This is a genomic window from Myroides indicus, from assembly GCF_004364575.1.
Taxonomy (GTDB): Bacteria; Bacteroidota; Bacteroidia; order Flavobacteriales; family Flavobacteriaceae; genus Flavobacterium; species Flavobacterium indicum_A.
Genome location: NZ_SOAG01000001.1, coordinates 123,343 through 147,952, shown reverse-complemented (window position 1 = coordinate 147,952; position 24,610 = coordinate 123,343). Strand labels below are relative to the sequence as shown.

The 24,610-nt window shown below is 37.1% G+C and carries 18 protein-coding genes; 9 read left to right on the top strand and 9 right to left on the bottom strand.

The genetic code is table 11. The features are described from left to right. Positions 1-129 precede the first annotated feature (129 nt). The 7 genes from C8P70_RS00655 to bshA all read left to right on the top strand — a co-directional run bounded on the left by C8P70_RS00655 (position 130) and on the right by bshA (position 9,160). Complete coding sequence (locus C8P70_RS00655; RefSeq protein ID WP_133711421.1) at positions 130-1,215, top strand: N-acetylmuramoyl-L-alanine amidase family protein; 1,086 nt, start codon at positions 130-132, stop codon at positions 1,213-1,215. A 55-nt stretch (positions 1,216-1,270) separates the two neighbouring features. After that, a complete protein-coding gene (locus tag C8P70_RS00650) occupies positions 1,271-2,218 on the top strand; it encodes an MlaD family protein (RefSeq protein ID WP_133711420.1) in 948 nt (315 codons plus the stop codon). 57 nt (positions 2,219-2,275) lie between these two features. Further along, positions 2,276-3,601 carry a (Fe-S)-binding protein gene (locus C8P70_RS00645; RefSeq protein ID WP_133711419.1) on the top strand — a complete coding sequence of 442 codons (1,326 nt, stop codon included), beginning with the start codon at positions 2,276-2,278 and terminating at the stop codon, positions 3,599-3,601. A gap of 55 nt (positions 3,602-3,656) precedes the next feature. Then, positions 3,657-4,448, top strand: coding sequence for a (Fe-S)-binding protein (locus C8P70_RS00640; protein WP_133711418.1), 792 nt, complete (start codon positions 3,657-3,659; stop codon positions 4,446-4,448). A 3-nt stretch (positions 4,449-4,451) separates the two neighbouring features. Beyond that, entirely contained in the window at positions 4,452-4,937 is a 486-nt protein-coding gene (locus tag C8P70_RS00635) for an ABC transporter ATPase (protein WP_133711417.1), read from the top strand. Between the two features lie 82 nt (positions 4,938-5,019). Beyond that, positions 5,020-7,908: a glycoside hydrolase family 3 N-terminal domain-containing protein gene (locus C8P70_RS00630; RefSeq protein ID WP_133711416.1), complete on the top strand. Its 2,889-nt coding sequence runs from the start codon at positions 5,020-5,022 to the stop codon at positions 7,906-7,908. A 109-nt stretch (positions 7,909-8,017) separates the two neighbouring features. Then, a complete protein-coding gene (gene bshA / locus C8P70_RS00625) occupies positions 8,018-9,160 on the top strand; it encodes an N-acetyl-alpha-D-glucosaminyl L-malate synthase BshA (RefSeq protein ID WP_133711415.1) in 1,143 nt (380 codons plus the stop codon). A 52-nt stretch (positions 9,161-9,212) separates the two neighbouring features. On the opposite strand, the gene C8P70_RS00620 is transcribed toward bshA, so the two are convergent. The 5 genes from C8P70_RS00620 to C8P70_RS00600 form a co-directional block, all read right to left on the bottom strand. Continuing rightward, positions 9,213-9,554 (bottom strand): DUF2853 family protein, encoded by a 342-nt coding sequence (locus C8P70_RS00620; protein WP_133711414.1) that lies wholly within the window; start codon positions 9,552-9,554, stop codon positions 9,213-9,215. Between the two features lie 70 nt (positions 9,555-9,624). After that, a complete protein-coding gene (gene menD, locus C8P70_RS00615; RefSeq protein ID WP_133711413.1) occupies positions 9,625-11,277 on the bottom strand; it encodes a 2-succinyl-5-enolpyruvyl-6-hydroxy-3-cyclohexene-1-carboxylic-acid synthase in 1,653 nt (550 codons plus the stop codon). 59 nt (positions 11,278-11,336) lie between these two features. Beyond that, positions 11,337-11,933 (bottom strand): glutathione peroxidase, encoded by a 597-nt coding sequence (locus C8P70_RS00610; RefSeq protein WP_133711412.1) that lies wholly within the window; start codon positions 11,931-11,933, stop codon positions 11,337-11,339. Positions 11,934-12,004: 71 nt separating this feature from the next. Beyond that, complete coding sequence (locus C8P70_RS00605) at positions 12,005-13,375, bottom strand: serine hydrolase domain-containing protein (protein ID WP_133711411.1); 1,371 nt, start codon at positions 13,373-13,375, stop codon at positions 12,005-12,007. Positions 13,376-13,509: 134 nt separating this feature from the next. Then, a complete protein-coding gene (locus tag C8P70_RS00600) occupies positions 13,510-14,052 on the bottom strand; it encodes an NADPH-dependent FMN reductase (RefSeq protein ID WP_133711410.1) in 543 nt (180 codons plus the stop codon). A gap of 325 nt (positions 14,053-14,377) precedes the next feature. Between C8P70_RS00600 and C8P70_RS00595 the strand changes: the two genes are divergently transcribed. After that, a complete protein-coding gene (locus C8P70_RS00595) occupies positions 14,378-15,214 on the top strand; it encodes a helix-turn-helix domain-containing protein (RefSeq protein ID WP_208293369.1) in 837 nt (278 codons plus the stop codon). 339 nt (positions 15,215-15,553) lie between these two features. After that, positions 15,554-15,886, top strand: coding sequence for a hypothetical protein (locus C8P70_RS00590; RefSeq protein ID WP_133711408.1), 333 nt, complete (start codon positions 15,554-15,556; stop codon positions 15,884-15,886). 49 nt (positions 15,887-15,935) lie between these two features. On the opposite strand, the gene C8P70_RS00585 is transcribed toward C8P70_RS00590, so the two are convergent. Genes C8P70_RS00585 through C8P70_RS00570 form a run of 4 tightly spaced genes read right to left on the bottom strand, consistent with a single transcriptional unit; the run spans position 15,936 to position 23,747 of the window. Continuing rightward, on the bottom strand, positions 15,936-18,530 hold the full coding sequence (locus C8P70_RS00585; RefSeq protein WP_133711407.1) for an alpha/beta hydrolase family protein: 2,595 nt from the start codon (positions 18,528-18,530) through the stop codon (positions 15,936-15,938). 30 nt (positions 18,531-18,560) lie between these two features. Then, positions 18,561-19,343 (bottom strand): hypothetical protein, encoded by a 783-nt coding sequence (locus tag C8P70_RS00580; RefSeq protein ID WP_133711406.1) that lies wholly within the window; start codon positions 19,341-19,343, stop codon positions 18,561-18,563. Positions 19,344-19,355: 12 nt separating this feature from the next. Continuing rightward, positions 19,356-20,735: a RagB/SusD family nutrient uptake outer membrane protein gene (locus C8P70_RS00575; protein WP_133711405.1), complete on the bottom strand. Its 1,380-nt coding sequence runs from the start codon at positions 20,733-20,735 to the stop codon at positions 19,356-19,358. A gap of 12 nt (positions 20,736-20,747) precedes the next feature. Continuing rightward, entirely contained in the window at positions 20,748-23,747 is a 3,000-nt protein-coding gene (locus C8P70_RS00570; protein WP_133711404.1) for a SusC/RagA family TonB-linked outer membrane protein, read from the bottom strand. Positions 23,748-24,610: the final 863 nt, after the last annotated feature.

The window sequence follows — 24,610 nt, the reverse complement described above, 5'->3', positions numbered from 1 at the left end:
ACGCAAATCTATAATATATGCTATTTTTGTAAAATCAAGCTCGTTATTTTAACGTGTCAAACTTACATATATTTTTTCTGAAAAATATAATTTAATTCAATATTATACACAATTATAAATATCTTTTTTATGAATCGCAACCGAGCAAAATGGCTAACTCTGATGACTCTTGTTTTGTTGACTTTGACAATGTCTGCACAAAACAAACAAAAGTTTAAAGTAGTTTTAGATCCCGGTCATGGCGGAAAGGATACCGGAACTAATCATTTAAAAAATGTTGAAAAAGATATTGTATTAGCGGTTGCTTTAGAGGTGGGGAAAATTTTAAATAAAGAGTCGGATATTGAGGTTTTTTATACCCGGAGTAAAGATGTATTTGTTCCGGTAAAGGAAAGATCTGTTATGGCAAATGAGGCAAAAGGAAATGTTTTTGTGTCGATTCATTGCAACGGAGTGGCTTCTAGCTCTCCTTCTGGAACAGAAACCTACGTAATGGGTTTAAGTAAAAACAAGTCAAACCTCGAAGTAGCGAAACAAGAAAACTCTGTTATTTTGATGGAAGATGACTATAAAACACAATATGCCGGATTTAATCCTTCTGCACCGGAATCTATTATCGGATTAATGTTGATTCAGGAAGATTACGTACAGCAGAGCATTGATTTAGCCAGTAGAGTTCAGGATGGTTTTACATATGATTTGAAAAGAAAAAACAGAGGAGTAAAACAAGGTCCGTTTTGGGTACTGCACGGTGCTTTTATGCCAAGTATATTAATAGAGCTCGGATTTGTATCTAATAAAGAAGAAGGTGCTTATTTAAGTTCGTCAAAAGGACAAAAGGAACTTGCAAAGTCTATTGCTCAAGGAATCATAAGCTATAAAAATGCTTATTACAACAATGGCATCGCTCACACAGAAACAAACGTGAACGAACCTCAAGCCAATACAAAATCAGCAGTAAAAGGTGTAACATTTAAAATTCAAATAGCGGCAAGTTCAAGAGTTTTAGCTTTAAAGCCTCAAAACTTTAAGGGGTTAAGCAATGTTACGATGGAAAAAGGGAAAAAAATAAACAAGTATTTTTATTCTGAAACCTCTGATTATACAGAGGCAAAACAAAGACTGGCAGAAGCAAAAGCAAAGGGACATTCCTCTTCATTTATTGTAGCCTACAAAAACGGAAAGCAGATTCCTTTAGAAGAAGCTCTGAAATAGGAAACTTATTTTATCAAAATAAAAGTTTATTTTTGCACGTATAAATTATTGAGTTTTGAAAATATCAAGAGAAATTAAAACAGCTGTTTTAGTACTGACGGCGATATTGCTCCTCATTTGGGGATATTCTTTTATAAAAGGGAAAAACCTTTTTGATAATAGCACTAAATATTATGTGGAGTACAGTAATGTTGAGGGACTAACTATGTCTTCTAACGTTACGATCAATGGACTTGTTGTGGGGAAGGTGTCTAATATTGACATTAATCAGCAAAACGGAAAACTGCTTGTAGAGCTTACGATGAATAAATCAATGAATATATCAAAATCAAGTATAGCAACGATTTATTCGCCGGGTCTGATTAGCGGAAAAGGAATTTCAATAGATCCAAAGTTTGGAGATACGGATTATGCCAGTTCAGGCGATTACTTGAAAGGTGAAGTTCAATTAGATATTACTGAAAAACTAGGGGGGCAGTTAGAACCTTTACAACAAAAAGTAGAAGAATTATTAAAAAATGCCAATCAAATGATGTTGGCAATTAACAATATAATTGACAATAAAACGCAGGTTAATTTAAAAAGTGCAATAGCAGAATTAGACGCAACATTGGCAGGCGCCAACCGGCTTATAGCAACAACAACACCGAAGCTGGACAAAACAATGGACAATTTAAATACCGTGAGTTCAAATTTTTCAGAATTGTCGCTAGAGTTGAATTCTTTGGATATTAAATCTACTTTTGCTAAATTAGACAACGCCACTGGCAGCTTAGATAAAATTATGTCTGACGTTGACAGTGGAAAAGGAACAATAGGCAAGCTTTTGAAGGATGACCAAATGTACAATAATCTGGCAGGAGCTTCTAAAGAATTAGAACAATTGCTGAGAGATTTAAAAGAAAATCCAAAGCGGTATGTACATTTTTCTCTATTCGGAAAAAAAGCACAGCCTTATCAGGAACCTGAATCAGACAATACAACAAATTCACAACAACAATAAACAAACTATCAGCTAAACAAAATAAACTAACAATTCATTGAAACAACTATTACAATTATGCATTATTTAGCTCAAGCATTATTTCTACTACTATTAATTGTGGGGTTTGGTTTTTTTATAAAAAATGTAAAAAAACTCATTCGCAATATCAAATTGGGTAGAGATATTGATAGAACGGATAATCCTAAAGCTCGTTGGAAAAATATGATTCGGGTGGCTTTAGGACAGTCAAAAATGGTAAAACGTCCGATTCCGGCTATTTTACACATTTTTGTGTATGTAGGATTTATAATCATCAACATTGAAATGTTGGAAATTATAATCGATGGATTGTTTGGAACCCACCGGGTATTTAAATTTTTGGGAGGCGGATATGATTTTTTAATCGGTTTCTTTGAAATTCTTGCCTTTTTAGTCGTTTTTGGAGTAGTTGTATTCTGGATCAGAAGAAATATAATCAAATTAAAGCGTTTTAATCAGCCCGAAATGGATGGTTGGCCTAAAAAAGACGCCAATACTATTATTTATATTGAAACAATTTTAATGTGCTTCTTTTTAGTGATGAATGCTGCTGACTATTACTTGCAGTCACAAGGCTATTCTCATTATGTATTAGCAGGTTCTTTTCCGGTTTCAAATCTTATCAGTCCTATTTTTAACGGTTTAAATTTAGAAACCGTTGCATTAATTGAGCGTATTTGTTGGTGGGGACACATTATAGGAGTAATGTTTTTTATGAATTACCTGTATTATTCCAAGCATTTACATATATTTTTAGCTTTTCCAAATACGTATTATGCTGATTTAAATCCGCAAGGACAGTTTGATAATCTGGAATCCGTAACTAAGGAAGTTCAATTGATGATGGATCCAAATGCCGATCCGTTTGCAGCACCTGCAGAACCACAGGGAGAACCTGAAAAATTCGGAGCTCAGGATGTGATGGATTTAAACTGGGTACAGCTTTTGAATGCTTATTCTTGTACAGAGTGCGGAAGATGTACTTCTGCCTGCCCTCAAAATATTACCGGAAAAGCCTTGTCGCCTCGTAAGATTATGATGTCCACTCGAGACAGGTTGGAAGATGTAAGCAAAATTATGGATGCAAACGGAGGAAAATTTGTAGATGACGGAAAAACGCTACTGAATGATTATATTACAGCGGAAGAATTATGGGCTTGTAATACCTGTAATGCGTGCGTAGAAGAGTGTCCGATTGAAATAAGCCCGTTGTCAATTATCATGGATATGAGACGTTATCTGGTAATGGAGCAAAGTGCAGCGCCTGTTGAACTGAACAATATGATGCAGAATATCGAAAATAACGGAGCACCTTGGCAGTACAATCAAATGGATCGATTAAACTGGAAAGACGAAAATTAATTTACTAACTTCATTAATCTTACTTTACGTACAGATTATCAAAATATAAAAAAGTATGTCAGCAAATTTAGTAGTGCCAACCATGGCAGAAATGATGGCCAGAGGAGAACAGCCCGATGTTTTATTTTGGGTTGGTTGTTCGGGAAGTTTTGACGACAGAGCAAAAAGAATTACAAAGGCATTTGTAAAATTATTAAATAAAGCAAACGTCTCTTTTGCTGTATTGGGAACTGAGGAGAGCTGTACAGGAGATCCGGCAAAAAGAGCAGGAAACGAATTTGCCTTTCAAATGCAGGCAATGATGAATATTGAGGTATTAAACGGATATGAGATCAAAAAAATAGTAACAGCCTGTCCGCATTGTTTTAATACCCTTAAAAATGAATATCCTGAGTTGGGCGGAAAATATGAAGTAGTTCATCATACCCAATTTTTAAAATCTCTGTTGGATGAAGGCAAACTGAGAATTGAAGGAGGACAATTTAAAGGAAAAAGAATTACTTACCACGATCCGTGTTATTTAGGCAGAGCTAATCAGGTTTATGAGGCGCCCCGTCAATTAATTGAAAAACTGGATGCGGAACTCGTAGAAATGAAGCGATCTCGGAAGAACGGACTTTGTTGTGGAGCCGGCGGAGCACAGATGTTTAAAGAACCTGAAAAAGGCAATAAAGACGTAAATGTAGAACGTACAGACGATGCTATGGAAACGCAACCCGATATTATTGCCGCTGCTTGTCCGTTTTGTAATACGATGCTGACTGACGGCGTTAAATTTAAAGAAAAAGAAGGCGAAGTTAAAGTACTGGATGTAGCCGAATTAATTGCAAATGCAGAAGATTTATAAGATATGTATAAACCGTTTGAAGAAATGTCGGATAACTCTCGAATTTGGATCTATCAGTCCAATCGTAAGTTTACAGATGAAGAATTACAGGAAATAGAAAAAACATTATTGGATTTTACAACCAATTGGGCAGCTCATGCTACACCATTAGATGCTTCTTTCACAATAAAGTACAATAGGTTTATAGTTTTGGCAGTAGATCAGGATTACCACTCGGCTTCCGGTTGTTCTATTGATGCTTCTGTACGTGTAATTCAGGATATTGAGCAGAAATATAATGTTGATTTGTTAGACAAAATGAACGTGACCTATAAAACAGGCGATTTTATTGCTTTTAAAACTTTGTTGGAGTTTAAACAAATGGTAAAAGAAAAAGCAGTATCGGCTAATACAATCGTTTTCAATAATTTGGTAAACAGTGTAGGCGAATTTAAAGATTTTTGGGAAGTTCCTGCTGCCGAAAGTTGGCACAGTCGCTTTTTTAAATAATCAGGAATGATTAATTTTATACCTGTCAAAAAATCATCATCAATTTTTTTGGTGGTGATTTTTTTATAAATAAAAACTAAAAATGAAGAAAACAATATTGTTGCTATTGATGATAGGTTCATCAGTTTGGGGGCAAAAAATAAAGAATACAGAGCAACAGAGGCGATGGATAGATAGTGTTTACAATGCTATGACGTTGGAAGAAAAGATTGGACAGCTTTTTATGGTTGCCGCATATTCCAACAAAGATGAAAAACATATTCAAAGCTTAGAAAAACTTGTACAGGAACAGCATATAGGAGGACTTATTTTTTTTCAAGGCGGTCCGGTTAGGCAGGCAAAAATTCACAACAGGCTGCAGAGTCTAAGTAAACTTCCTATGCTTGTTGGAATTGACGGCGAGTGGGGGCTGAGTATGCGGTTGGACTCTACTTATAAGTTTCCGTACAATATGACGTTGGGAGCCGTTCAGGATATGGATCTAATAGAAGATTTGGGCAAAGCAATGGCAAAACAGACAAAAAGGATGGGAATGCAGTTTAACTTTGGACCGGTTGTAGATATTAATACAAATCCTGATAATCCTATTATCGGTGTGCGCTCTTTTGGCGAAACGCGTGAAATGGTTACTGAAAGAGCAATTGCTTTTACTCGAGGATACCAAAACAGCCACATTTTTGCTACGGCAAAACACTTTCCGGGACACGGAGATACATCGACAGATTCGCATTATAAATTACCTTTAATTGATTTTGATAAAAACAGATTGCACAAAACCGAGCTTTATCCGTATCGGAAGTTAATAGGTGAGAATATCGCCAGTATTATGGTAGCCCATTTAAATGTACCCGCTTATGAACCGGATACAAATGTACCGAGTTCGTTGTCATACAATATTGTTACCAAATTATTGCGTGAAGAAATGGGGTATGAAGGGCTTATTTTTACTGATGCATTAAATATGAAGGCAGCAGCAAATTATCTCAAACCCGGAGAGGTGGAATTAGCGGCTTTTAAAGCCGGAAATGATCTGTTGCTTTTTCCCGAAGATGTTCCTACGGCGGTTGAAATGATAAAGAAAGCTTATACCAATCGGGAGATTTCCGAAAAAAGACTGGCTTATTCGGTTAAAAAGGTTTTAGCTTATAAATTTGAAGCCGGACTTATAACATCAAATTTTGTGAATTTAGATAATTTAGTGCAAGATCTAAATGCAGAGGAATATGATGATTTAAACCTTAAGCTGTATAAAGATGCTATGACTTTGCTTAAAAATGAAGATAAACTCATCCCTTTAAAACATTTAGAAAAACAAAAAATAGGATATCTAAGATTAGGTGACGATGACGGGACTTATTTTTTAGAGATGTTGAGAAAATATGCAGATGTAGACGAAGTAAAAGCAGATGATTTAAGTAGTGCCGGGCGGTATACTGTAATGGTTGTAGGCTATCACAAAGTAGACAATCCATGGCGAAATCACAATTTCTCATTAGAAGAATTAAATATCATCCGCAAACTAAATAAGGAAACTAAAGTCATTTTAGTGCCGTTTTCTAAAGCTTATGCTTTGATGAGTTTGGATAAAAGCAATATAGACAATATATCCGGACTATTGCAGGCATACCAGAATAATGCATTTGCACAAAGCGCTGCCGCACAAGTTATTTTTGGTGCTATTGGTGCCAAAGGAGAGCTTCCGGTAACGATTGAAGACAAGTTTGAAGCAGGAAAAGGAATAAAGACAAAATCTGTTCATCGGCTGGGATTTTCTACTCCCGCAAATGAAGGAATGAATCCTTCTGTTTTACGGCAAATTGACAGTATCGCTCAAAAGGCAGTTGCCGATCAGTTAACACCGGGTATTCAGATCGTAATAGCGAGGCACGGAAATGTTGTTTACCAGAAATCCTTTGGCAATCACACCTACAATGAGGATTATCCGGTAAAAGATACAGATTTATACGACTTGGCTTCACTGACGAAAATTTTGGGTTCCTTACCTCTTTTGATGAAAAAATACGATGAGGGGAAGATCAATATGAATTCTAAATTAGGAGACTTGGTTCCCGAATTAAAAAACTCAGATAAAGCTTCTATTACTTTTGAAGATTTACTGACCCATCAATCGGGGCTCCCAGCTTGGATCCCTTTTTACAAAAAAACATTGGACGAAAGCGGAAAGCCTAAACACGAGCTTTACAGCTATGTATATTCACAGCAATATCCGATACAGGTTTCTGAAAACCTGTTTCTCAAAGCGAATTATAACCAGCAGATTTTGAGAGATATTGCAGAGTCCAAACTGGCAAAGAAAAAAGAATACAAATACAGCGATTTAGGATTTATAGCTTTAAAAGAGTGGATTGAAAACAGTTACCATCAATCCATGGATGTTGCTGTAGAAAATGCATTTTACAGTAAAATGGGAACAACTAGACTGACTTATCTTCCATTGAGAAAGTACGATATTGGCGAAATACCTCCGACAGAAGAAGATCAGTATTTCAGATATACAACTGTAAAAGGGTATGTGCACGATATGACGGCGGCTATGCAGGGTGGAGTTTCGGGGCATGCAGGGTTATTCGGAACCGCTTTAGACGTGGCAAAGATGATGCAGATGTATTTGAATGAAGGAGAATATGGAGGAGAGCATTTTTTTTCTAAACAGACCTTTAAAACGTTTAACGATTGTGTCTACTGTAAAAACGGTAATCGCAGAGGAATAGGGTTCGACAAGCCTCAATTAAAAGGCAACCCCGGACCAACCTGTAACTGTACATCTTCACAAAGTTTCGGACATACGGGCTTCACCGGAACTATGGCTTGGGCAGATCCTGAACAAGAATTGGTGTATGTTTTTTTGTCTAACCGCACTTATCCTGATAGCGGTAAAAACAGATTATCTCAGGAAAATGTAAGAGAAAACATCCAAACCGTTATCTATAATTCCATCGGTTCAGAGTAGAAGCTAAATGTTAAATAATAAATAAGAAATAGAAGAAAAGAGCCCTCGTGGCTCTTTTTGTTGAATATTCGGTTTATATTTAAGCTTTCGAAATTAGTTTGCATTATATATGAAAATAGCCATAGTATGCTACCCCACCTTTGGTGGTAGCGGAGTTGTAGCCACAGAACTTGGAGTTGAGCTGGCCAAAAGAAATCATGAAGTCCATTTTATTACCTATAGCCAGCCTGTTCGCCTGGCGTTATTAAATCCAAATATTTATTATCATGAAGTAAATGTTCCCGAATATCCCTTATTTCACTATCAGCCCTATGAACTGGCTTTGTCCAGTAAATTGGTAGATATGGTAAAACAGTTTGATATAGATGTTTTACACGTTCATTATGCCATTCCGCACGCATATGCAGGGTATATGGCAAAACAAATGCTGAAAGAACAGGGGATAGATCTGCCTATGATTACCACGCTGCACGGTACGGATATTACATTGGTAGGTAACCATCCCAATTATAAAACGGCAGTGAGTTTTAGTATTAACAACTCAGATTTTGTTACTTCAGTTTCAAGCTCGCTAAAACAATCAACGTACGATTTATTTGATATTAAGAAAAATATTTGTGTTATTCCTAATTTTATAGAGATTAAAGAAAATACAGAGTTTAACGATACGCCGTGTAAAAGAAGTGCGATAGCCAGTAAAGGAGAATACATTGTTACGCATATCAGTAATTTTAGAAAAGTCAAGAGAATTGAGGATGTAATTTCTATTTTTTATGGAATTCAAAAACAGATTCCGACAAAACTACTGATGGTCGGAGACGGACCTGAAAAGGAGAGAGCAGAGCGTTTGGCAATGGAATTGGGAATTTATGACAAGATTATATTTTTTGGAAACAGCACAGAAATTGAACAGATTTTATCCTATTCCGATTTGTTTTTATTGCCTTCCGAGACAGAGAGTTTTGGTTTAGCCGCTTTAGAGGCTATGGCATCCGGAGTACCGGTTATATCAAGTAATGCCGGAGGACTTTCAGAGGTGAATGAAAATGGAGTATCAGGTTTTTTAAGCGATGTGGGCGATGTTAAAAATATGACAGAGAATGCTTTAATTGTATTAAAAGACAAAGATACTCTGCTTAAATATAAAGAAAACGCTAAAAAAGTAGCGGAAAAATTTAGTATAGAAAAAGTACTTCCTTTGTACGAAGATTTATACCAACAGGCAATTGAATTAAAAAAGAAAGGAATGTAATATTACAAATTGCCCTGATATTCTTTGGAACACAGGGCAATTTTATTTTTCATTAAGAATAAACACTTTCTTTTTTAAAGTGTACCGTAAGCAAATAGTAAATAACCGCGCGGTATTTATTCTTGTTGGATTTCCCGTATTGATCCATAACTGCATCAATTGCTTCATCCAGTTTCGGACCGTCTTTTAGTCCTAATTTTTTGATTAAAAAATTATTTTTTACTGTACTGATTTCAGATGGCTGAGAAGCCGCTATTGTAGACGAGTCTTTGTTGTAAATTGAAGGACCACATCCGATAGTTACTTTTTTTAACAGTTCCATGTTTGGTGTAACGCCGCATTTTTCTTTTAAATCTGCAGCGTACTTTTCAATAAGTTCATCTCTTTTACTCATAATGTTTTTTTTATTAGTACAAACAAGATAATAAAAAACAATCAATTAAAAATATATCGGATGTTAAAAATTATAGATTCTTAAAATAATTACTTAAAACGGTGTCATTAGTAACGGAAGGAGTTTTAATTTCCAAGATCGACGGACTATTGTTTATCTTCCACAGCTTGCTTAAAGAAGCTTCTAAATCCTGCTCGTTATCTGCATACAGATATTCAAAACCATACATTTTAGCCAGATGTTGAGCATTGTATTGATGACTGGTTTCAAAATAGGTATTAAAAATCTGATTCTCCTGATGTCCGGGTAAAATCCTGAATATTCCTCCGCCGTTATTATTGATGAGAATAATTTTAAAATTGGACGGAATATAATTATTCCACAAAGCATTGCTGTCGTAAAAAAAACTGACATCTCCGGTAATTAAAACCGTTGTTTTTTGAGAACCTATAGCAGCCCCTATGGCTGTTGATGTGCTTCCGTCAATTCCGCTGGTTCCGCGATTACAGAATACAGTTATGGTTTCATCTATCGGAATTAACTGGGTATAGCGAACTGCAGAACTGTTTCCGATTTGTAATTGAGTGTATGGAGGCAGCTGAGGCAATATGCGATCGAATACCTTTAAGTCGGAAAATGGAATGCTTTTGATAAAAGCAGCGTGTTTTTCTTTGCGCTTTTTGACAATAGCCAACATCCGGGGTTGGTAATCGGAAAGGGGAGAAGCTGCGTTTTCTTTTAAAACAGTAAAGAAATTTTGGGGCGTATCAAAAATTTTATCAGATAAAGCATCATAAGTGTTGTAATGGCGAAGCGTATCGATATGCCAGTGTTGTGCCGGTTTGTATTTGCGCAAAAAAGCTTTGATGCGTTTACTCACGACCATGCCGCCCAATGTAATTAATATCTCCGGTTGAAAGTCTTTAAAATCACTCTCGTCAAAAGTGGTAATAATTCTGTCTATGTGAGCAGCAAAGTTCTTATGATGCAGATTAGACATTGTCTCGGTCATAACCACGACAGAAGTATCATTTCCCAGAAAATCAATAATATCCTGAGAGAATATATTGGGATTGTTTACCCCAACTAAAACTAATTTTTTGGAAGTGCTGTTCCACTTTTGAATATAATCAATATAGTCAATATTGTCTTGTGGTAAACTCTCAATTTGTATAACCGATGGATTTACTGTAGAATCGGGTACGGTATTGTATAGAGGTTCTTCAAAAGGGGCGTTGATGTGTACGGGACCTTTTTTGGCAATAGCCGTATTGATGGCATTATTAATCAAGGCATCATTAGCAGGACTTTCTTCTTCGGTTAAATTGGCACTGTACAAAATATGATTTTCATATACATTTTGTTGTCGGATGGTCTGTCCGTCTCCAATATCTATTTTGGACAAAGGTCTGTCTGCCGAGATAACAATCAGTGGAATCTGACTGTAAAAAGCTTCTGCAACAGCAGGATAATAATTGAGTAAAGCCGAACCGGAAGTACAAACCAACGCTGTAGGCGTTTGGGTTTGCTGAGCGATTCCCATGCCAAAAAAAGCAGCACATCGTTCATCGGCTATACTGTAGCACTTAAAAAAAGGATCACTGGCAAAACCTATAGTTAGGGGAGCGTTTCGCGATCCGGGAGATATTATAATCTGCTGAATATTTTTTGCTTTACATATTTTGATAATAGCTTGGGCTAACTTTATTTCCGGATAAATCATAATCTAAAACTAAACCTCAAAGATACAAACTATGCAAGCATGATAAACGTAAAAAAAAGTTATTTTCCCTTTATCCACGCTTTTATTTCGGGATCATTGGGCAAAGTTCGCGGACTAATAACTTTTACAAGATGTCCGCTTTCGTCAATCAGATATTTTTGAAAATTCCATTCCACTTCACTGTCTGCCAATCCGTTTTTATCTTTTTGAGTTAAAAATTGATAAATAGGAGCCATGTCTTTTCCCTTGACAGATATTTTGGACATCATCGGAAAGGTAACGCCGTAATTTGCCTGACAGAATTGGGCAATTTCAGTATTGTTTCCTGGTTCTTGTCCGCCAAAATTATTGGCAGGAAACCCTACAATAACAAAATTATCGCCTCCAAATTCTTCATACATACTTTGAAGTTGTTTGTATTGAGGGGTTAAACCACATTCTGAGGCAGTGTTAACAATCATAACTTTTTTCCCTTTTAAAGAGGCAAAATCAAATTCATTACCGTACAAATCGGTAACTTTAAACTGATAAATGGTTTGGGAGTTTTGAGGAATATTTTTCATGGCTTGGGGAGTTGGGTTAGTGAAAAAGGGTAAATTACCGGCAACAGCAGGGGCGGCAATGCATAAACTTAAAACTAATAGTATCTTTTTCATGGCTTTAAAATAAAAAAATTAAAGAGATGAAGTTACGAATTGAATTTTAGAAAACCTTATATTTTAACGCTTTATTCTAATTTTTCCGATTCTGATTCTGTTTGTTTTACCATTATAAAACTGCCTTTTACCTGATGTACGGTTACTTCATTTTTGTCGGGGTGAAACTCATAAGTAACAGAGCCTTCGGCAGATTTAAACGTGCGATTATCATAAGCATCCAATACAGTAATAGGATAGCATCCGGCGGGTTTTAAAAACAATCGGTTATTTTTTTGAGTAAAATCAACGTGTACATCAAATTCTGAGGAATAATAAGTTCCTACATATTTATCCAAATCTTCTTTTTGGGGCACAACGGTTTTAAATTCGGGCAACTGGTATTTTCTGTGGTAAATGATAGACAAAATAGATTCAAACATCTGATAGTATGAAAAACCTGCGCCGTTAATGGCGTAAACAATAGCCAATTTATCGGAGTCATTGTAATATACGGCAGAAAACGTACCGAAAGTTCCTCCTGTATGTCCGTAAAATGCTTTTTTGTGATCGAGGTAGTACATCAATCCTCTTCCAAATTTTTCTTTGTGAACGGTAGGCATCATTTTACTTAAGCTTTCCGGAAAAATAAGCTTATTGGTCCGGAAAAGGGTATAGATAAACTTAGCTAAGTCATCTGTTGTAGATACCATATCGCCGACGCCGATTACATTGCTAAAATCAAACTCATCAATCGGCTGCCAATGGTCAAACAGTTGATAAGATTTTAAGTTATCATTTGGATTTTCATCGTATGAATACGTGTTATTAAGCTTTATTTTATTGATAATATACTTTTTAACGGCTTCGTTATAAGACATTTTTCTCTTTTGCTCAACTAACTTGGCTAAAAAATAATACCCCGTACTTGAATAAAAAAAAGTTTTCTTTTTACCCGTGCCGTAATGCGGAATGCCTTGCGACTCTATCTCCTGCATAATCGTTTCGTCATCTGTTTTGGTGCCCAGCCAGTAAGGATCGTCGTTTCGACAGGTAAAATCATCCAAACCGCTGCTGTGTTCTAAAACATCGCGAATAGAAAGTTGAAAAAAGTTCATAATATCAACATCCGGAAAATAGCGGATTAACCGATCGCTCAGCTGTAATTTGCCTTCATCTACGAGTTGAAAAATCATAACTGCCGTAAAAAGCTTAGTAATTGAGCCGATGTGGTATTGGTATTCGCCGTCAGCGGTTGTTTTTTCAAACACTTTGCTCTGTCCAAAATTTCTCTTATATACAGCTTTGTCATTTTTATAGATACCGATAGATCCGATACCGCGGTTATTTCTTTCTATAACATCTATGTATTGGTCAATTTTTTGGGTATCTATATTTTGTCCCGTTAAAGAAAAGGATAACAGTCCTGCTATACAGCAAAAGAAAAATCTTATAATTTTCATGGCAAAAGGATTAAACAGAAACGTTAAAATTAAAAAAATTAATTTAAATTCCGCAGGTAAGGCATTTGCAAATGGTAACGCAAAAAATATCCTTTTCGTATAAAAAAGGCTTCAATTTTGTTGAAGCCTTTTAATCATTGTATTTTGCTTTCAATCAGCAAAGCTGTCAGCATTTCCATCTTTTTTTTATACACATCGGCAAGTTCATTATTTACGTATAAATCAGAATTGCTAATAGGAATAGAGTAGGGCAAAGACCACGCGCGCAGTGCCTTTGCTACATTGTCCATTGTTTGAATACCCTGCATAGCCTGATTGCCTGCCGACCAGCAGGTATAGCCTATTATTTTACCTGTTAAATAGGCAGGTTTATCCTGTGCGGTAAGTTCCAGCCAGTCAATTGCATTCTTCATAGCACCTGTCATACTGCCGTGATACAGCGGACTAAGCCATATCATCACATCGGCATCGCGAAAAGCGTTAACAAAATTCAAAATATCCTGAGTAACATTTTCCATTAATCCGGCGTGAAATATAGGTATATTATAATCTGACAGATGAACCTGTTTGACTTCAATGTTAGCTTTTATAAACTGATTAGCGTAAAATTCTGCGATTCTTCGAGAGGTACGAAACGATTCGGTGTCCTGCGAACCGTTAAAAATCAAAGCTTTCATATAAATTATTTGTTGAAATTTTAATCGCTAAATATACGACAAAAAAGAACGAATGAGATTAATCATACTCAATTATCAACCAAAGCAATTAAAAAAACAATTAAAATTGAGAATGCTTTTTTAAGTTGTTTTATGAGTTTACTTTCCGCAATTAGCATTGTAATCCGGCAAGATTTCCATTGCCATTTTTGTACTCTGAGCCGTTTAAACTTAAATGTTAAAATAAATAATTAACTTAGTATCAGTAAATTGATTTGTATAGGTAACTGTAAGTCAAAAGTTTGAAGCGCAGTTGTCTGAACATATAGTACATTTTTGTTTTGCTATGGAACCCGAGTTGTTTGAAGAGTTAATCAGCGTTATAGACTATTTTTGGCATCGCTATGCCGGGCTGCCTTTTACGTCTAAATATTCCATTCCTGTGCGCACTTCTTATTTTAAACAGTCCGACAGTGTGCTGTCTGCGTTGCTCCGGTTTTGTATTGCCGCCAACTTTTTGCGTTTACACAATTATACGTTGCAAGACCTGATAAAACATCGTTTTGCCATAGAGTATAACCCGCTTTCTCACCATTGGAAATGGGTGGAAGCCAGCAAGCTTAGCAAAAAGTATAAACAAAATGTCTTAAACCGGTTGGAATGCTATACACAACACCTTTTGCATCGTACGGATGCTCCGCAAGTAATCAGTGTGTATCTGACTGATGCTGCGGATGAGGTTCACTATATTTCCGGTACGGTACGCCGTTTTCAAACACCGGACAGGCTGGTTTTTGTTTTGTTTTCCCTTGTCAACAAATACACGGATTCTCTAAAGCAGCCTCCTGTTTATATTGCAGATAAAGAAAAGCTGAGGCAATTATATGAGCTGTATATTCGAAATCCGGAACAGAACCTGCAAGATTTTATCCGGGAACAGGGATTAAACTACCGGCAGCTTCAGAATGGTTTTCGTCAATGTTTCGGAACTACTTTTTGCAGTTACCACCACCAAATTAAATTAATCTTGTCTTTAGCGGAAATCATGTTTACCAATAAAAGTCTGAAAGAAATAGCCTATGATGCGGGTTATGAAAATTATATCAGCTACTATCGTTCCTTTGTAAAAAACTTTTCAAAAACGCCCAAAGAAGTGTTGCGTTTTGGAACAACTTTTTTTTAACCCCTTCCAACATAATTACTGTCATTTACACTCTATGTATATTTTTCTACACTTTATGTATAGTTTTTGACACTACAGGTATACTATTAATCACTTTGTGTATATTTTATTGGGTTTACTTACCGGAACTTTGATAATGCAATATTGATATTGGAATTCCAAAATGAGCTTTCTCTTTTTTCCGGAAAAGAAGAGAATATCAATTCACTTTTAAAAAGGTTAGGATTGTGAGCAGAGAATGTATAACCGTTAGCAGAAGCCCCGGGACTTCTATTGTGGGTGTATTATCCAACCCCCAGATATCAAAGTTATTTATTAATACATTTAAATTAATTTACCATGAATAAATTTATTAAAATCCTGTGGTTACCCGTAGTTATACTCACTATGGCTTTGACAGGTGCATTTACAGTAAATGCCGGAAATATAGTTACAGAAGATAATCAATCGGAACAAAGTACCTTGGCTACGACTCCTTATCACGGAGCAGTCTATTATTTTGATATTGCTATCAATGATTATGTCTATTTAGGAAATGGAGATGGAAGTTGTACTTTAGACGATGATAGGCAGCCTGAGTGTCAGAGATCTGTTGATGGTATATGGGAGAATCTTTATGGAATTGACCCTTCTACTTCAGACTACGCTCCTCTTTTTCAAATGATAGAATAATTATTATTAACTTTAAAAAGTAACGCCACTTTGTATGTGGCGTTCTTTTTTACAATACTTTTAAACTATACTCGTTATAATCTATTCCTTTCTTTATCCATAAAATATCTTTTTTATTTTTTAAATAGTAGTCAAACCAATCCATTACCCTATTTGCTAAATCTTTTTGTTCTTTTGGAAGTGTAGAGCTTATAGAATGCTCGGGCTCTTTGTAAAAAAGAGCAATAACCGGCTTTTGATATCGTTTAAGTGCAACAAAGAATTGCCGAGTTTGTTCCCAGGGCACAATGATATCCTTTAAACCGGTCCATAAAAGTACAGGAGTATAGGTTTGTTGGGCAAAAAGGATACTGGAATTAGATAAGTATTTATCTGGATTTTCTCCATATGAGTTCTCCATATAATATTGATGACCTTCAACTCTACAATGATTGGGTTTGTGTAAATTGTAGTTATAGGAATAAGAAGAAGCTATTAGGTTGTGGTTACCTGCTCCGGCTACCACAGCTGCAAAAAGTTTGGTTTGAGTCGCTATAAATCCCGCCTGATATCCTCCGAATGAATGCCCGATTAACCCCAGTTTTGCTTTGTCAATTGCAGGTTCCTCTTTGGTTATGGCATCTATACCTTTGGTTACGCATTCCAAAGAAGAAAGTCCTGTTCCTTCTTCTGATACGTAAGTGTCGGGGTAGAATACAAAATACCCGCTTTCATTAAAGAGTGATTGATTAAATCCTGCATACCCCGAACGAAGCAAGTAAGTGGGGATGTCAAACACAGTGCGAAGGTTTCCCTGCTTTTCATAAATCCAGGTAATCATCGGATATTTCTTGCTTGTGTTAAAATCTTTCGGATAAAATAAAACACCATTTAAGGTTACACCATGTTTATCGGTGTATTGGACAACTTTTCGTTTTCTCCAATTGTATAGTTCTTCTGGCATATCACTTTTGACCAATGTTTTTGTTTTGCCGTGTTTATAAATTTTTATTTCAGCCGGCTGATTGTAATCCTCTTCCGTATATACCAAAGTTTGAGTGTCTAAACTGGTGAGTCTGTCCAACATTTTAGTATCAATTCGCTTACTTGTTGTGTTTGTCAGCTTTTTTAATTTTCCTTTACTGTAACTGTAGATTTCTCTTGTGCCTTTTTCTGTTTGTGATGCCGTAAAAATAACAGGCATTGATTGTTCTATATTTTTGGCATTATACCCTTGCGAGTTTTGTGTATTGGTTATCCAAATGGAAGTTCCCGGTTTAAAATCCGTCAATTGTTCGAATTTTTTGCTTTGCAGATCATAGACATAAAGATTGTGGTCTCTTTGAAAAAATACCTGCCTAGAGTCTGAACTCCAAATGGGTTGCATTCGAGTTGCAGGATAAACATCGGCTCTGAATGTGTTTTTTTCTCCGGTTCTAAAGTCATAGATCTCCCATATCTCGTAATCCTCTGTAGGGTATAGTAAATAATTGTCGTCGGGAGAAGGAAAAAAGAAATACCTATACGGAGTGATGGATAATTCAGTAATTACCTGTTGAGGCTCAATTTGTTCAAGCACAAAACGTATTTTACTACTGGATTCTGTATAATCTTGAAATTCAAAGGGATTAAAGCTAATAATATAATTAGGTCTATCCAGCGGGAGGTATTCAATATCCTGTGCTTTGTCCAGCGGAACAAGTTTTTGTGTATTGTATTGGAAAACAAATGCCTGATATACTTTATTGTATTTAGGCTGGAAGTTTGACGGATAAAGCAGAGCAGAATTGCCATACCATATATCTGTATACTCACTTTCCGGTATTTTTTGCTCGCTGTTGTACTGATAACTGATATAAAGATCATTGTTATTGTAAAACTTAAAGGTAAAACGCTCCAAGTTTTTTTCAGGAAGAGAAACGGTTTTCGTGCTTTTGTTTTTTAAATCGACGATCATCAGTTCGTTATCTATGTTTTTAATAGCGAACACATCCCGTTGATTATTCCACGTAAGGGCTCCTGTATTTTCGCCCGGTTCTCCTAGTTTTTCAGATTGTAGTGATTCTAGATTGAGTGAGTACAAATTTTTTGTTGAGGTATCTTTTTGATAGAGGATATACAAAGGATGTTTGTTATTATAGTGCTTTTTTCCTTTGTTGAGGCTTATCTGATTCGACTCAAACTTTTCTACTCCATCAATTTCAAGCACTACTTTATACCCGTTAGAGCTAAATTTGAGTATGCGAAGTTGATTTTGCTTGTTTAAAAGGGCAAGTATATTTTTGTGCTTAAAAACCTCAAACTTTTTAATTTGCGGTATATATTCCGATTGAGCGGAGTTAGAAAGATTTTTTAAAACAAGCGTATCTCCTTTTACATAGGGCAATATATCTCCATTTAAGAGTATTTTACTTCCTCTTACACCGGTTAACTCTGTTTGTTTTCCGTTTTGCGTATTGATAGCCCAGCTTTTATCCTGAGCAGGAGCGTTAGTGTAATACTGATCATAAAATAGCCACTTGCCATCATCAGAAAGAGTCATAGGCATCAGCGTATTCCATCTTGTGTCTAACCGGATGCTGTCTTTTATTTCTCCGGCAAAACTATATAGCGGAAACAACACTAATAAATAGGTGATAAGGTATTTATACGTAAGTACTTTCATCGTGTTTTTATTGTTATTGCGGTTAAAAAATTAATTAAATTCAGGGATAATACTTTTTGGTGCCTGCGGGAACTTTGCCTTGGGTTTGGCAAGTTTGTTTTCGTCTATTTTGGGCAATTTAATCTGCACAACCGTATCGGATTGAGGATAAAACTGAACAGAATTTGGCATTAATCCGTTAATGCTTAGAAGATTGCCTTTCGGCAATTGAATAGAGAACTTTCCTTCTTTATCTGTTAAGTGATAGGTTCCCGTTCCTTTTGTGTTGGTTACAAATCCGACCGAAACTATAGTTCTATAGACGGGGCGATTTGTAGTTTCGCTAACTACAGTACCCGAAACCGTAATCAGCTGTTCCGGATCGGATTGCTGAATATGCTTCTGTAGGTTGTCATAAGCCTCAGGAAGTTCCTTTTGGAGTTTGGCGTAGTTTTTTGCATCTTCTTTTACCTGTATATCCAGCGTTTGATTATGTTTAAAACCGGTGTACAGATAACGGTTTTTTCTACCGTAAATAAGAGCATTGGGAATCAGCATCAGGGTATCTCCGGGCTGTATGGTGATGGAATACTGTCCTTGTTTATCCACGTACACTTTTTTGTTATCGCCGTATGCGTTTAATTCGGAATCTTGCCATACCCATTCGTTAGCTACATTCATTGTTGTAATGCCCAAAGGGGGCTTTCCGGTTTCTGCCACCGTTACTTTTCCGCTAATGGTTATCGAGCCATCGGGATTTGCTTGATTGTAATCTTTATTTTTACAGGCAATTGCTGTCAGTGACAAGAGTATTAATATTTGTAAATGTTTCATGTTTATACTTTTTTAATAACCGTTATTATTGGGTTGGAGGTTGGGATTAATCTGAAGTTGACGTTCCGGAATCGGGAATAACTGGTGTTTGTTTTGCCAGTTGGGTTTTACTATACTTAATATCTCTAATTTTCCGTTGCGTTTCAGATCAAAAAACCGATGCCCGTTTTCTGTGAAAAATTCTCTTTGACTTTCTTTCAGTATTTCATCGATAAACTCATCTTGATTTAAGCTGTCAGGCAAAGGATTTAGTCCTGCTCTTTGGCGGATAATATTGATATAACCGATGGCTTCTGCCGTGCGATTCTGATAAGTCAAAGCTTCGGCAAGCATAAAATAAACTTCTTCAACCCTGAAAAAGACAGCGTATTCGTCGGTATTGTTTTCTTTGTTTTTGTATTTATACGCATGAAAAAAGGAAAGATTGCCGTCTGTTACTTCTTTTATCCATTGCTGTTTCCGCTTGTCCGAAGCGTCAAAAATATTTAACAACTCCGTACTCAGCGCTACAGTAGGAGGTGGTAAGGAAACAAAAATATAGGCAGAAGCCTCGGGAGTATTGTCTGTGTCAGAATTAGAGCTGAGCTGCCAGAGCGTACTTTTTGCCTCTTTTTTAAATACTTTGTCCAAATCGCTTTCCAGCTGGTACGTATTGTTATTTATAATCTCCAAACATGTTTTTTCTGCTTCTTCATACTTTTTTTGCAACAGGTAGTTTTGCGCAAGCAATAATTTTGCTGCTGACTGATTGGGATAAATGCGCTGTTGATTTCTATACGAGTCGTCCAACAAATCAACGGCGGTTTTTAAATCTTTCTCAATCTGTATCAACACTTCGGCATAGCTGGTTTTAGCAATGGCGGTATTGTAAACATAATCTGTAGTGAGGGTGTAGGGAATATCTCCGTATAACTGACAGAGATACTGATAATAGAGTGAACGGATAAAATAAGCTTCTCCCAAAAATGCTTTTTTGTCTGCTTCTGCTATAAATGCCGATTGCGACAGCCCTTCTATAAAATCATTTGCCGCATATATACCGGAGTAGGCATAGTCCCACCAGCTGGCGTTGAGCGTGTGATCTGCTTCTACCGTATTGGTGTAAAAATCGTTGAGGTTATTGGCAAAATAATCCAGTTCATCTGTATAGAGGCTGAGGTTATAGCTTATGCCATTGGTGTTTTTGGTTAAAAACGGATTTTCTCTCACATTGATGTACAAATTGGTCAAAGCCGCTTCTGCAGTAGCCATATCTTTAAATACATCTTCTCGGGTTACCTGATTGTCAGGGAGGTCTGTTTCTATCAGTTGTTCGCAACTGCATAATGTCAACATAAAAAGTACAATCCAAACAGGATGATATACTTTAAAAAGGATATTTATATTTTTCATGGTCATCAATTTTTAAAAAGTGAGCTGCATTCCCAATGCATAAGTTCGAAGAGGAGGGATGTATCCCAGATTAATAAACTCCGGATCCATTCCCAGATAATGGGTAAAGGTGAGCAGGTTTTGTCCTTGAATATACAATCTGAGCGATTCAATTTTAGCTTTTGGAAGATTAACAACGTACGAAAGCGATGCGTTTTTGAGCCGGATAAACGAAGCATCGCTTACGGTGCGGTCACTCTGTCTAAAAGGTGTCATTTGATTGATTGCTTCTGAATTTTTGGTAGTAGCTGCCGCACCATATGGGGCATCCGGATTATCCGGCGACCAGCGGTTAGTCATAACTTCGGGGGCATTTTGCAAAGCAATGCCCGGAACATTGTAATTGGCATTGAGGTTATAATTGTCTTGTTTGACAAACTGAAACAGAAAATCAAAAGTGAAGTTTTTGTAAGACAACGTGTTTTGCCATCCGCCGTAGTATTTGGGATCCAGTTCTTTGACAATTTGTTTGTCATCCACAGTAAATTTTCCGTCTTCGTTGTAATCGGTAAATTGGTACAATCCGGTTTCCGGATCAATTCCCTCATAGTGATACAGTTTTACCAGATTGATGGATTTTCCGATAACATAGGTGTTTTTATAGGTAGAGTCTTCCAAATCGGGAAAGGCAATCAGCTTGTTTTTGGGAAAAGAGATATTAAAGGAGAATTCCCACATCCAATCTTTGGTTTTTAAAGGTGTAGCATTAAGCGTAAATTCCCACCCGGAGTTTTCTACCGTTGCCGGAGAATTGGCAGTGATGCTATTAAATCCTGTGGTGCTTGGCAACTGTAAACCGATCAGCTGATTGGACGAACGATTGTTGTAATACGCTGTAGAGGTGCGAATGCGGTCGTGAAAAAAATTCAATTCAGCAGATACCTCTCGTTTGGTTGTTTTTTCCCAGTGATAATCAGGGTTAAATAAACGCGTAGGATATAATCCGAAAACAGAGTTGTAATACCCCCCTCCGGCGGTATAAGTGTCCAGATAGGCATAATCGCCTACATTGTCGCTTCCGGTGGTTCCGTAACTTGCCCGCAGTTTTCCAAAGCTGAGCCACCTACTGTTTTTTAAAACGTTTTCTTCGGAAAAAATCCACGCTGCTCCTATAGCTCCAAAATTGCCAAAGCGGTTGTTATTGCCAAAACGGCTCGATCCGTCGCGCCGTCCGGTGAGGTTAATAATGTATTTGTTATTATAGCTATAGTTAACCCGGGCAAACACAGCGGCATATTTATATTCTGAACTGTTCATCTGATTGATGATTCGCTCTTTAGCCGCAGATATATTGGTGATTAAGGCATTAGAGCTAAAGTTTTTACCGGTTAGGGTGTAGCCGTTGTTATTGCTGACCTGATAGGTACTTCCCATCAAAACGCTAAAAGAATGTACTCCTGTTTTTTTGTTCCACTCCAGTTGAGGCTCTATAAGGTAAGAATTAAAAGAACGATAAGATTTTTGCGATTGCGAACGCTCGCTGGTGTGTCCTAAAGCAGGATTTACAATCGTATGAGGTGTAAGCACCTGTTCGTCAAAATAATTATTTGTTATTCCGGCATTGAGTTTCAGATAAAAATCAGACAGCAGGTTATAGGATAGATTTGTATTTAATACCAAGGTTTTTGTTTCGTTTCCATAGGTTTTGTTGAGCTGTGCCAGCGGGTTTTGAAAAGTTCCGTCCTGCCAGTTCAGTGTACCGTCTTCGTTGTAGAGCTCCGGTGCATTTGGAGCGAGCGTTAAAGCCGGATTGGTCAGATCTACAGCCGGAAGATCATTGCTTTGGACGGAATATACGGTAGACGTTCCCAATTGAAACCGATTGTCCTTGCTGCGGTGGTTAAAACCAATAGATGCCGAGTTGCGTTTATAGCCTTTATCGGTAGGAAAAACAGTTGTACTTTGGTGGTGAGCAAGAGAAACTATAAATCCGGTATATTCATTTCCGCCCGATATGCCTAAGGATAGATTATTACTCATAGCTGTTCTGCCTATCAACTCCTTTTGCCAGTCGGTATAGCGGTTTCTGTCCCACGCCCCGTTCATATCGTAAGCGTTTGGCGGATATTCGGTCATGCCGTCGTTGGCAAAGGCTTCGTCCCGCATTTGATTAAACTGTTCGGTATTCATCAGTTTCATAAAGCGGTTTACCTTGCTGAACGCTGTGGAAGAAGACACCGTAAAACGGGTTTTGCCTGCTTTGCCTTTTTTGGTGGTAATCAGAATTACGCCATTTGCCCCACGCGAACCGTAAATTGCCGTAGCATCGGCATCTTTTAAAATTTCAATACTTTCAATATCCGAAGGGTTAATAGAATTGAGTGGAGAAATACCGGTGTTTAATATACTTTTAGATAAACTAGCAGTAACATAATCATTATTTATAGGTACACCATCAATTATATATAGAGGAACATTTCCAGTTCTTTGTAAGCTGTTTATTCCTCTTATTTGTATTTCAAATCCACCACCAGGCGTTCCAGATTCTTGTGTAATATTCACGCCTGCCATGCGTCCTTGTATGGCTTGCAGGGGATTAACTACCGGCTGAAACTCAATGTCCTTTGCGGTAACTCGTGCAATACTCCCCGTGCGTTCCCGGTCTTTAACGCTGTAATATCCTGCGTTTATGACAACTTCGTCCAATACAGCTTCATCGGGTTGGAGGGTAATGTTGAGCGTGGTTCCGCTAATAATGTGAGTTTGGGTTTTGTAGCCGATAAAGCTAAAGGTTACGATACTGCCGGGGGTAATCTGTAACGAATATTTTCCGTTTTCGTCGGTTAGCGTGCCGTTGTTTGTGTCTTTTTCCCAAACGGTGACCCCGGGCAGGGGAGCGTCCGTGTCTTTTACGGTTCCCGTAACTCGGATTTGCTGTTGTGCAAATAAAGCAGGGGAGTGTAAACTGCAAAGTAGGATAAGCAGCAGCAGGTAAAACCTGTGTTTGCTTTTGGGTTGTGTAATGGTTTTCATAATTTTGTAATGAAATGGTTAGTTAAACATTTGTTTTTCTATTCAGCCCCTTAAAAAGCTGCCGCTTTTTAGGGGGTTTTTCTTTTAACTCAAAATATTCTTTAATGCCTTTCCAATGACCTCATTTCTCTGTCGAGTGTCTTCTTGGTGTAGTTTTGTATAAAACTATATGGGCGAAGCCACCGTCATATAGTTTGCAAAACAAGCCTTAGAAAGACGGATAGGAGAAATGCAGTCTTGATCTTTTGTTTCTTTTATATCAAGATAAAAGAAAAGAAACCTTGTCCTGCTGAACTTGGTTCGGAATCTCTTTTCTTATTCTTTTGTAAGGGGTACAAAAGAATCAAAACCCCCTCTCGCTCCACCTGCCTACGCGGTCTTTTTACGCCTTTTTCAGGCACGAATACAAACTGCCTACGGCTTGTATTCTTAGCACTTCATTTCGGCTTAAAGACGTTCGCTTGTCAGCTGAGGCGGTTTGGTGCGGATGTTTACTTTGGGTTTATAAATCATAATTTCTCGTTTTTACTTTAAAATGTTCTTTAATGCCTTTCCAATGACCTCATTTTTCTGTCGAGTGTCTTCTAGGTGCAGTTTTGCATCAAACTATATGGGCGAAGCCACTGTCATATAGTTTGCAAAACAAGCCTTAGAAAGACGGATAGGAGAAATGCAGTCTTGAAATCGTAAGATTCGACGTTCCTTAGTGTTGAAATATTAACTTCGCGTCATTTTTAGTTTCTTTTATATCAAGATAAAAGAAAAGAAACCTTGTCCTGCTGAACTTGGTTCGGAATCTCTTTTCTTATTCTTTTGTAAGGGGTACAAAAGAATCAAAACCCCCTCTCGCTCCACCTGCCTTC